Below are 10170 nucleotides of genomic sequence, written 5' to 3' on the forward strand. Positions count from 1 at the left end.
AAATCTTTGAACATAGTTGGTGATGAGTTTCACCCTGATTGGAACTACACAATCAGCCCGAATTTGTAAAGTTTATTTATGCACAGTTCCTTAGTATCTGCTCCATTACCGGAGGCCGTAATATAAAGCCGCTCAGCCGTCCGGCCCGTCAGGGCGCAAAAGGACATTATGAACTGACAGCTCTTTCTGATTACTCCGGCATTCTCATTCTTTCCGAAAAATCCTGCCCGCCCTTCTCTAAAACCTGACTGGTACTGCAGGGCATTATCAGCAGCATATACTGGCACAGTCCCGGACTGATAGCCTGACTGATTTTTCGGCAAGCAACTTCAAATATACTCTTACCACAAATATTTTGTCAATCGTTTCATATATTATTTTTACAATCTATATTTTTAACTATTGCTAAAACCATTATTTCCGCTTGCCAAAACCGCTTCACACTGGGGGTTTTGACCTGAAAACTTTGCAAAATATTCATAATATAGCGTCCCTGCAGCATCTTTGATCCGGTTACGTTTCCAGGATCTTTAATCTCGACAGTTACGAACATCATCAGATACCATATATTCAGTACCTGAATAGCAACATCAGTTATTATAACAGTATATGATTTCACTTAAACATCACCTCATACTTCTGATGAGAAGTACCTTAATATCGCCTCCGCACCGGAATTAATCATCAAAAACTTTCAAAAATGCCCTGTTTTGCTAATAATCCGTCTGTTACAAGTGCACTTTATCCATATTTTGCTAAAAAATGCCTGAAATGCAGGAATCAGTCATCATGATCTGCCTTCGGTATAGGAACGGCTTTGGAAAAAATCCGGAATAATTTCCACGAACGCCAGAAAAATGCGGCCTCGCGGCCATCAGGCCTTTTTTCCGGATTATCTTTTTGCGTATGCGGATAAAGCTTCCTGAGAACCCTGCAGGATCTGCCACAGGAGATCATCAGTCTGGCTGAAGCACGGAAGAATTACAGCTCTGCGGTTTCAGCGCTTCAGAAGGTACGGGAGCAGCAGACTGAACTGGAGAACAGCCGGAACCGCCGTAACGTAACAGTAAGCCGCATCATGGAACTCAGAGAATTCATCAGAGAGGAGAACGCGGAGCTCTCGGAGTTTGATGAGACTCTGGTTAGGCACCGGATCCGGAAAATAACCGTGCATTCCGACAGGCTGACCATTGAGTTCAGGACCGGGGACACGGTGGAGACCGGAGAAAAGCGGGAATAGTTTTCCGGCTAAAAAGCCATTAAAGAAAACTTGCGTCCGTTTCTGTATATATATACTTAGGGGGATAAAGTATCTATTTTTTAAGACAGAATCTCTTCATGAAAATCAAATCCTCCCGGGGTTTTACCCTTATTGAACTTATCGTCGTTATCGTTATTCTCGGCATTCTTGCCGCTGTAGCCGCACCGAAGTTTATGGATCTGCAAAGTGATGCTAAAGCCAGCACCATTAAAGGCATGGAAGCCGCTTTGAGATCTATGGATCAGATGGTCTACTCAAAAGCGGTGCTGGAAGGAAAGGAAACACAGAAAAGTGCATACATAACAATCGGCGAGGGAAGCTGGCCGATAACCAAAGGGCATACTCACCCGAAATGGTTTAAATACACCGAATATACAGACCTTGTGCTGGATGCTGATTTTGATAATGAGTGGATAGCCTGTTCTTGGAACTGGGGACTCTTTGACGGAAAAACAATGAAAGAGGAGATAGATAGTAACAAATACTCTGCCTGGTTTTTTATCCGGGTTCCTGGTAAAGAACAGTGCTCTAACGATTACTTACTCCCTAGTGATACCTGTGCAGCCTACTACGAACAAGATAAAACAACCGGTGAAGTAGCCATTAAGTCTTTCACCTCCGGCTGCTAAGCCTATCCCCTAAGGCTCGTCATCGTGATGGGCCTCTTCATTTTCCTTCTGCTCTTTCCGGTATTCTCTGGTTTTCTCGTTTCCCCATAGATCAGCAAATAAATCTGTCATCTCCTTGCTGGAGGTATTATCGCAGCGGCGGATCTCAGCCCAGGAGCACATCTCCGCAAAGCGGTCATCATAGACAGTTTCTGTAGCAGGGCCTGAAGAGCCATCCCATTTCTGGTAAAGAAGACGCCCAGTTCTTATCAGATCATCAGGATAGTCATTACCCATCTCCGGGGTACCCAGGCGATTAAACACCCCGGCATCAATCTCATAGTAGGCTGCATCACCACGCCATGAAACTCTGGCGGTATAAATGCCTTTTTCCTCATCATAACAGGCCTTCCAGCCTAGTCCCTGCTTGAACTGCATGCAAGTCCTCCCATTGTGCTCAAAAAACTGTTCCGCTTCCCTATACCGCCACCATGGGACAGCTTTTAATATCTAAATCTTTTCCGGAAGCCTGTCTGCCAGACTGAAATCCTGCTGCCTTCGCAGTCATATATATCATGACGGGGGCTGGCCAGAATCAGCTATAGGCATCTCTGTCTTCAGAAATGATTTCATGCTCACGTTCAGAGGTCTCTTTCCGGGGAATTCTATCAATTTCCAGGAAGAGAGCCTTTCATCTCTGAAGAGCGCACAAAACCGTGACCGCTTCACCATCAGCTCCCCTGAAAACTGCCATTTAAGAGATTTCTGGGAAAGCCGCGCAATCCCTGTGCCATGGGTTTTGGGGATCTTAATGCATAAATAGCATTAATTCGAACGGCAGCAGTTCAATGACCTGCGATCCCGCCAGCTCCTAAACAGTAACCGCGGAAATTCCGGCCTCTTCCGGCGTTTCCGCGGCTTTCAGGAAAGATCCGGGCCTGTTCCGGCCTACAGCTTTCAGCTACAGCTGCTCCTCGGGCTCGGCATAGGTAATGAAGTGCTTCAGCATTTCCTCCACATCACCGGCAATACGGGGAGACACAATAACCACGATAATCGAAAATGGATCCTTGCCCTCCCAGGAAGCCTTATTGGTCACCGGATAGCACTCCCCCTGAACTCCGTGAATCACAAAGGGATAGCCGTCCCCGAAATCAAAAATGCCCTTAAGACGCAGCACTGCCTCGCCAAACTGCCGGCACAGCATGGAGAAGGTATTCATCACGCTGATGCGGTTCAGCGGCCGGTCATATTCAAGAGTTACCGTCTCGTAGCTGGAGTGCGTGGGCAAAGCCTTTGTCATAACACCGGTCTGCTTCACCGGGGTCATGCCGGCGGCCAGCTTGTAGTCCTTTCTCCGGGAATTTACCCATTTCATAATGGTTCCCAGATCCTTCGGTGTATCAAAAATTTCAAAGGCCACAAAGGCATCCATGGGAGCCTTGCCCGGAGCTGATTCGAATACCAGAGCGTCAGGATTCAGGTCGTGGGCGGTAACCCGGAGCGCCTCGATATCCTCGGGAGAAATCCGGTCGCACTTGCTGATAATGATCTTGTCTGCCAGCGCAATCTGCTTTACGGATTCGTAGTTCTTTGCCAGCTCGTTCTTGCCGTTCACGCCGTCAAGAATGGTAATGGTTCCGGCAAAGGCATAGTTGTATTCAATGTCAATGTAGTTGAACAGCAGATTGATAATCGGGGCCGGATCAGCAATGCCGGTGGTTTCAATAATTACCCGGTTCACATCCAGTTCGCCGTTATCACGCACCTCGATAAGATAGTGAAGCACGTTTACCAGACCGTCCTGAAGGGAGCAGCAGATACAGCCGTTCTGGAGCAGAATTGCCGGCCGATCGTTTTCAATCAGCTTGTCATCAATGCCGACCTCGCCCACTTCATTGATGATGAGCACGGTGCCCTTCATATCGGGACTGGCTACCACCTCGTTTAAAAGAGAAGTTTTGCCGCTTCCCAAAAATCCGGTCAGGATCTGCAGCGGAATAAGTTTCTTTTCAGACATTTTTACTTTCCTTCAACAGCTTTTCAGCCTGTTTTACTCTTTTTTCAATTTCAGTCCAGTTATCATCCAGCATCAGTCTGGGACTTACAATATGCGATGTGCAGACTGCTGCCACGTTATCAAGAGCCAGGTACTCCGGAATTCTGTCCAGGGTAATCCCCCCTGAAGCCATAAACCTGACATCATATTCCGGATAGAAACCGCCTATAAGGGGCGCGCCGCCCTCCTGCTCCGCGGGGTAGAACTTGATTACCGAGTATCCCAGCGTCATCACCTGTGCCAGCATGGCGGCATTGCGCACTGCCGGGATGTACGGGATATTATGGAGACAGGCATATTCTACAAGAGCGGGATCAAACACCGGAGAAATCATGATATCCATCCCCAGAAACGAGGCCCGGCGAATATCCATAGTAGAACGGCAGGTTCCTGCCAGAAGACTGACATCCGGATAATCCCGGTGCACAGTACTGACAAAAGCCTCCATGAACCGGGAATCCATTTTAATTTCCAGAGTCCGGAAACCGGCTCCGTAATAAAGCTCCACCAGCCGTTCCAGCTGGTCCGGCTTCACGGCATCCACAATGGGAATAATTCTGCTTGCGGCAATCAGCTTCAGAATACGGTCCTGAAAGCATCCCCTGTCACCGGCCAGTTCTATCATGATTTATATCCTGAAACCTTTCCGGAATTCTGTCCCCGCACCAAACCGGAGCCTAAAGAATACCGGTATCTTCCGCAAAGATCAGCGTTCGAATTCATCATTCTCATCATCGTCGTCATCATCCAGACCGTCTGCCAGAGCGTTATAGAGGTCATCATCCTCGTCATCGTCCTCAAAGTCGGCCTCCCGGGTCGCAAACATCGCAAAATCATCGTCATTGCCGATTACCCGGCCGTCGGCATCCACCGCTCTTCCGTCAGCGTTAAACACCACATTACCCGCCCAGGAGCCGTTTTCGTCACTGGAATAGAAGGTTTCCTGACTGATGTTGCCGTTCTCGTCATAAAGCTCCCGATCCGGATCCCGGGGATCATATTTCCGGATTTCACCGTCATCATCATCGCCATTATCATTTTCAGGCAAAAAATCATAATCGTCTTTCCGCATTTTCACCTCCGGCTTTCACATTATCCCGTTTCCGGAAAGGCCGCCCCTCCCGGAATTCCGCACATGATAACTCAGGTGCTATTTTATGCCAAATGCCGGGGCATTTCTAAAATTTTGCAAAAACTGGAGATCCGCCCTGAAATGAAGGGGATCCGTCCGGAATCCCGCGGCATTGCGGGAAAAATTCCCGGCTAGTCATGAAGAAAGGCGTAGATCTCCCGGGCCATTTTCAGGGAAATTCCCGGAACCTTGCTGATTTCCTCAGCACTGGCCCGGAAAACCTCCCGCATGCCGCCAAGATGGGTCAGAAGGCTCTGCCGGCGCTTTTCTCCGATACCGGGGATCTCCTCAAGCCGGGAAACACTGCGGGCCTTCTCCCGTTTCCGGCGATGTCCGGTAATGGCAAAGCGGTGGGATTCGTCGCGGATATGGAGCACCAGCTGCAGCGCCGGGCTGTCCAGCGTCAGATGATACTCCTCCCGGGAAAAGCCGCGAATCAGGGTTTCGAGGCCGGGCTTTCTGCCCTCGCCCTTGGCAACACCGATTATCAGGGGAACCCGGAACGCGTCATTTCCGGCAAACGCTTCCGAAATCACCTCCTCGGCCTGACTGAGCTGCCCTGCGCCGCCGTCGATAAAGACAATATCCGGGATTTTTCCGGGTTCAAGACGGCTGAAGCGCCTGGAGAGCACCTGGTGCATGGCGGCAAAATCATCCCCGGGAGTAATTCCGGCAATGTTGTAGCGGCGATATTCAGAATTTTCGGGGCCTTCTCTTCCAAATACCACACATGAGGCTACCTCCGCCTCTCCCATGGTATGGGAGATATCGTAGCATTCCATACGGGTAATTCCGGTCACTCCCAGAAGCTCCTCCAGAGCCAGGGTACGTTTCCTGAGGGTTTCCTCATGTCCGGACCGGGACTTCAGGGCGGACTCGGCATTGGCTACCGCCAGCTTAAGATAGCGTCCCCTTTCTCCGCCGGGGGCTGCTGTAATCCGGACAGCAAAACCGGCCACACCGGAGATGGCCTTTTCAAACTCCTGATTCTCCTCGCCGGAAAACTCGGTAACAATCTCCTCCGGCAGGGTGCGCGCATTTTTGGAACCGAGATAAAACTGCAGCATAAAAGCCCGGAGAATCTCTGACCGGTCCGTTTCTCCGGTATTTCCCGGAAAATAGTTCCGGCTGCCAAGAATCCTGCCGCCCCTGATAAAAAACACATGAATGCAGGACATGCCGTCTCCGGCCGCAGACCCTATTACATCCATATTCCGGTCAATATCGCCGCTGACGCTCTGCTGCTCCTGCACCCGGCGCAGGGCCAGCATCTGATCCCGCACCCGGGCCGCCTTTTCAAACTCCAGCCGGTCACTCAGCTCCTGCATTTCTGAAACCAGAGTGTTAATGATTTCCGGACACTTTCCCTCCAGGAACATCCGGGCCAGTCTGACCTGCTCCTGATACTCCTCATCGGTGCAGTGTCCGGGAACGCAGGGGGCCAGGCATCTTTTGATCTGCCAGCTGAGACAGGGGCGGGAACGGCTGCGGTAGACGCTGTCCTCGCACTGCCTTACCGGAAAAATTCTTTCCATAAGATGCAACGCCTCCCGCACAGCGCCGGGACTCGGAAAGGGGCCATAGTAATGCCCCTTTTCGGATTTCTGGCCCCGGACACTGGCAATCCGGGGATGCCGTCCCCCGGATACAAAAATATAGGGGTAGGACTTGTCATCGCGGAGAAGAATGTTATAGCGGGGCTGATATTCCTTAATAAGATTGCATTCCAGAATCAGGGCTTCGGTTTCGGAAAAGGTGACGGTATATTCAATATGATCAATGGCTGCCACCAGCTTCCGGGTCTTCAGGCTGTCCACATCCTTCCGGAAATAGGAGGAAAGGCGCTTTTTAAGATCCCGGGCCTTTCCGATGTAGATAATAACGTTCTCGCTGTTAAACATCCGGTACACGCCGCTCCTATGCGGCACCTGTTCCAGAAAGGATGCGCTGTCAAAGGCCATGAGTGTCCCCTGCTGTCCGGCCGGCGGCCGTAAGATGATTGCGCCCTTCATGGTACTCAAATGCCGGTGCAAAATAAAGCTATTTCGGAAGGGGGCTGCGCTCCGGGGCGGGTGAACATAGCAAAGAAAGCAGGGGCGGAGTTAGCTACCCGGCAGTGCTGCGGCTACTTCTGGAGGAGCGCCAGTGCAATCCCCGGGCGCTGATTGGCCTGGCTTAAAATGCTCTGAGCAGCCTTTTGGAGAATATTCTGCCGGACCATGGCAGCACTTTCAGTGGCAAAGTCGGCATCGCGGATCCTGCTTCTGGCGGCCGCGACGTTTTCGGAAACACTGGCCTGATTTCTGATGGCGGACTCCAGACGGTTCTGAACCGCTCCCAGTTCCGCTCTTTTGCTGTCAACGGCAGCGATAAATCTGTCCACAATAGCAAGGGTGTTTTGGGCTTCCGATATCGTCGACACCGGGAAGGGAGTAGCCGGCCCCACCCTGACACGGACGTCTCTGTTATAAGTACGGCTTGCGGTAATATGGAGCCCCCTCACCGGATCATCAACTGAATTGGTGCTGTCATTAGAAAAGACTTCCCCGTCGATTTCAAAGACTGCGTCTTTACCAATCCCGCTTATTAACCAGTCGTTATCATAAGAATAAACTTGAGAATCTGCTGTTACGCTAAATTCAAAAAGCTTAAGGGATTCATCACCGGAAGTACTGATCGAAAGCGGACGGTTGGCATCTCCTCTCAGTGTGCTATAAATATACTGAAAAAACGCCCCATCTATTGCTGATTTTGTTGAGATCCACATAATTGGGGAGTTTTCTGAACGTCTTAACTCTGCACATTTATACCTAATATCCTGTAATGTATCACCATTATCTACCTGAATGGTACATGACCCGGCAGTTGCTCCGGAACCATATGAAAAGGTAATAGTCCCCGCTCCGAAGGTTCTTTCATCTCCAGGAATAGTAACGGTGCTTCCTTCATTATCGACAACAGTCTCGTCAAAATAATGATTATATTTAAAAATTGTGGTAGGACTTAGCGTATTAACCACCTTAACGTTGTATTGTCCCGCAGGCGCATTGGAATCAACAGTCACGTTAAAAGCCGGGGATACACCATTCCATTCACACTCTACCCTTGCACCAAAACCTCCGTCTAAAAGCCGGGTCTGTTCCGCGGGAGTGGAATTGCTATCCTAAAAGTCGTATAACATACACTCAACAATTCTAGTCATTTCTGACTCCAATTTTTTTGAGATACAGTGAGTCACATGCTGTGACTTCTGTACTCCACCTGTATGTCCTAAGTTTGGTTGAAATTTTGACACTTTCTACTGTATCAAACCACTGTAGCTGCAGGTATATCGGGGTATTATTTACCCATGATTTCAGGCGTTTGGTAACAGCAAGCTCATTACTACTTAACTGACCTTCATGAATATCTTTATCAAGTTCCAGTTTTAACTTTCGGATAAGCTCGCAATAATATTCGTAATAACACAGTGCTACAAACTGCACAAACATTCTTCCGCGCAGAGTATCCGAACCCCATACACGAGCTCTTGAACCGTCCGCCTGCTGTTTTTCTGCCCGGAAGAACGACTCTATAGTCTCGCGTTTGCGGTATTTACTTAAACATTCAAAGGGATTTTTCTCCCGGTTGGATATAAGTACAAAGTATCCCTGATACTTATTAGCTTCACTGATAGCCTCATTATCGGGAATAACAGTCAGCTTGCTGCCCCATTTTTTTATCTTAAAGTATTTTGTGGCTTTTTCCTGAGCTGATGGTGACAGTTCCTCGATAGGTGTTCCTTCTTCCAGTGTCCTTTTCAATTCAAGCAGTTCTTCGTTAAAATCGACATTGGCCTGATTGTGTCTGGTCTGACTGAAATATATGTGAATGTAAATCTTCTTGGTAAAGCTCTCAGTATCTCCCTTCTTCAGTCCTTTCTTTTGACTGGCATATTTATGTACCTTTACAAAATCGTGTTTAACAGGAACCACTATTCCGTTTATTGACGGATCAAACGGGCATACGCTACTGAACTGATGCAGAGCATCGGTGTTTTTGTCTATCTCAGGTCTTATCCATTTGATACTGGTCTTTGCGAGTGTAATAAAATCAAAACCGGCCTGAAGCATCTCTGAAATATTACTTTCCGAATAGTATCCGTTATCTGTTATTATTTCTCTGGTCTTTATTCCCAGTGCTGTCAGCTGTTTTAATGCGTTAACCACCGAAGTAACATCGGGAAGATTTCCCGGCTGTTTGGTAAAAGCTACGGGCTGCCTGCTGTTAATGGAATACAGTGTCAGCAGTTTTATTGTTTTTAAACCGTCATGAGCCTTGTTAAAACCAAACCTTGCATCACTCTGATTATTTGAGTAGGTCGATATGGTGGATGAATCATATGCAAGAGCATCATTTTCTGACAGAGATTCACAACGTCTGGTAAAAAATTCCTGCTGAAGTGATTCGTCCATACCTATCTGTTTAAACAGATTATGGTAAACATCCTCTGTTATTCCATCCTCATACGGTAACGGATGATTGTACTGCCAGGTTCGTATTCCAGGAAGAGTCTGTCCATTGGAGGCAAGAAGATACCTTGCAAGTGAAATAATCTTCTGTGCTGTCCCATAATCAGTCGAACCATAGACTGCATCATCTATGCCGGAAACCTGTCCGACGTGTTCTATGATATCCATCATTCCGATACGGGTTCTTTCGGCAGTTACAATTTTACTATCAGCCTCATTTGCATCTGATTTCTTTCTTTTTGCACGTGTTGGCACAGGAATTTCAGAGCCCTTGGGAATTTTAGAGAGTAGTTTTGCACTTAGTATTTTGTTGTACTTTTTCTCCGGATCATATTTGATTTTTCTTTCCAGAACGTAGATATCTCCGTTCTTCTGACGGACATGAACTATAACAGTTTTAATTTCTCCTGAAGGAATTGATGGCATAACTCTCTCCTTTAATTGTGTGTATATTGTATTATAATATACACACAATTAAAAAGCAATAAAAAAGACTGATTTTTTTCTAAAAATCAGTCAGTTTTTTCAAGTTTTTCCGTTATTTTTCTAAAAAGTCGATTTCTGTTATTTACTTGAGTTTATATTAGACGACTTTTTGG

The 10170-nt window shown here is 47.9% G+C and carries 10 protein-coding genes and 1 pseudogene; 3 read left to right on the plus strand and 8 right to left on the minus strand.

Annotated elements, in window-relative coordinates; genetic code table 11:
• Positions 1-367: 367 nt before the first annotated feature.
• Complete coding sequence (locus tag F557_RS0117890) at positions 368-619, minus strand: hypothetical protein (protein WP_019003574.1); 252 nt, start codon at positions 617-619, stop codon at positions 368-370.
• A 459-nt stretch (positions 620-1078) separates the two neighbouring features.
• On the opposite strand from F557_RS0117890, the gene F557_RS23175 reads away from it, so the two are divergent.
• Complete coding sequence (locus tag F557_RS23175; protein WP_019003576.1) at positions 1079-1240, plus strand: hypothetical protein; 162 nt, start codon at positions 1079-1081, stop codon at positions 1238-1240.
• 98 nt (positions 1241-1338) lie between these two features.
• Positions 1339-1890, plus strand: coding sequence for a type II secretion system protein (locus F557_RS21625; protein WP_019003577.1), 552 nt, complete (start codon positions 1339-1341; stop codon positions 1888-1890).
• 9 nt (positions 1891-1899) lie between these two features.
• On the opposite strand, the gene F557_RS0117910 is transcribed toward F557_RS21625, so the two are convergent.
• From F557_RS0117910 to F557_RS0117935, 4 genes are all read right to left on the minus strand, one after another.
• Positions 1900-2307: a hypothetical protein gene (locus F557_RS0117910; protein ID WP_019003578.1), complete on the minus strand. Its 408-nt coding sequence runs from the start codon at positions 2305-2307 to the stop codon at positions 1900-1902.
• A 523-nt stretch (positions 2308-2830) separates the two neighbouring features.
• Positions 2831-3889, minus strand: a complete 1059-nt coding sequence (locus tag F557_RS0117925; protein WP_019003581.1) for a CobW family GTP-binding protein — start codon at positions 3887-3889, stop codon at positions 2831-2833.
• Positions 3882-4553 (minus strand): bifunctional 4-hydroxy-2-oxoglutarate aldolase/2-dehydro-3-deoxy-phosphogluconate aldolase, encoded by a 672-nt coding sequence (locus tag F557_RS0117930; protein ID WP_019003582.1) that lies wholly within the window; start codon positions 4551-4553, stop codon positions 3882-3884. The genes F557_RS0117925 and F557_RS0117930 overlap by 8 nt, the downstream gene beginning before the upstream one ends.
• Before the next feature lie 81 nt (positions 4554-4634).
• Complete coding sequence (locus tag F557_RS0117935) at positions 4635-5000, minus strand: hypothetical protein (protein WP_019003583.1); 366 nt, start codon at positions 4998-5000, stop codon at positions 4635-4637.
• Positions 5001-5063: 63 nt separating this feature from the next.
• Here F557_RS0117935 and F557_RS23570 point away from each other — a divergent pair, with 63 nt between their 5' ends.
• Positions 5064-5195: a hypothetical protein gene (locus F557_RS23570; protein WP_019003584.1), complete on the plus strand. Its 132-nt coding sequence runs from the start codon at positions 5064-5066 to the stop codon at positions 5193-5195.
• Here F557_RS23570 and uvrC read toward each other — a convergent pair.
• From uvrC to F557_RS0117960, 3 genes and pseudogenes are all read right to left on the minus strand, one after another.
• Positions 5192-7021 (minus strand): excinuclease ABC subunit UvrC, encoded by a 1830-nt coding sequence (uvrC, locus tag F557_RS0117945; RefSeq protein WP_019003585.1) that lies wholly within the window; start codon positions 7019-7021, stop codon positions 5192-5194. The genes F557_RS23570 and uvrC overlap by 4 nt on opposite strands.
• Before the next feature lie 164 nt (positions 7022-7185).
• A pseudogene (locus F557_RS23760) lies at positions 7186-7443 on the minus strand (flagellin); the annotation flags it as partial.
• Between the two features lie 811 nt (positions 7444-8254).
• Complete coding sequence (locus F557_RS0117960; protein WP_019002178.1) at positions 8255-9997, minus strand: IS1634 family transposase; 1743 nt, start codon at positions 9995-9997, stop codon at positions 8255-8257.
• Positions 9998-10170: the final 173 nt, after the last annotated feature.

The sequence above is a fragment of the Succinimonas amylolytica DSM 2873 genome, from assembly GCF_000378405.1.
Classification (GTDB): domain Bacteria; phylum Pseudomonadota; class Gammaproteobacteria; order Enterobacterales; family Succinivibrionaceae; genus Succinimonas; species Succinimonas amylolytica.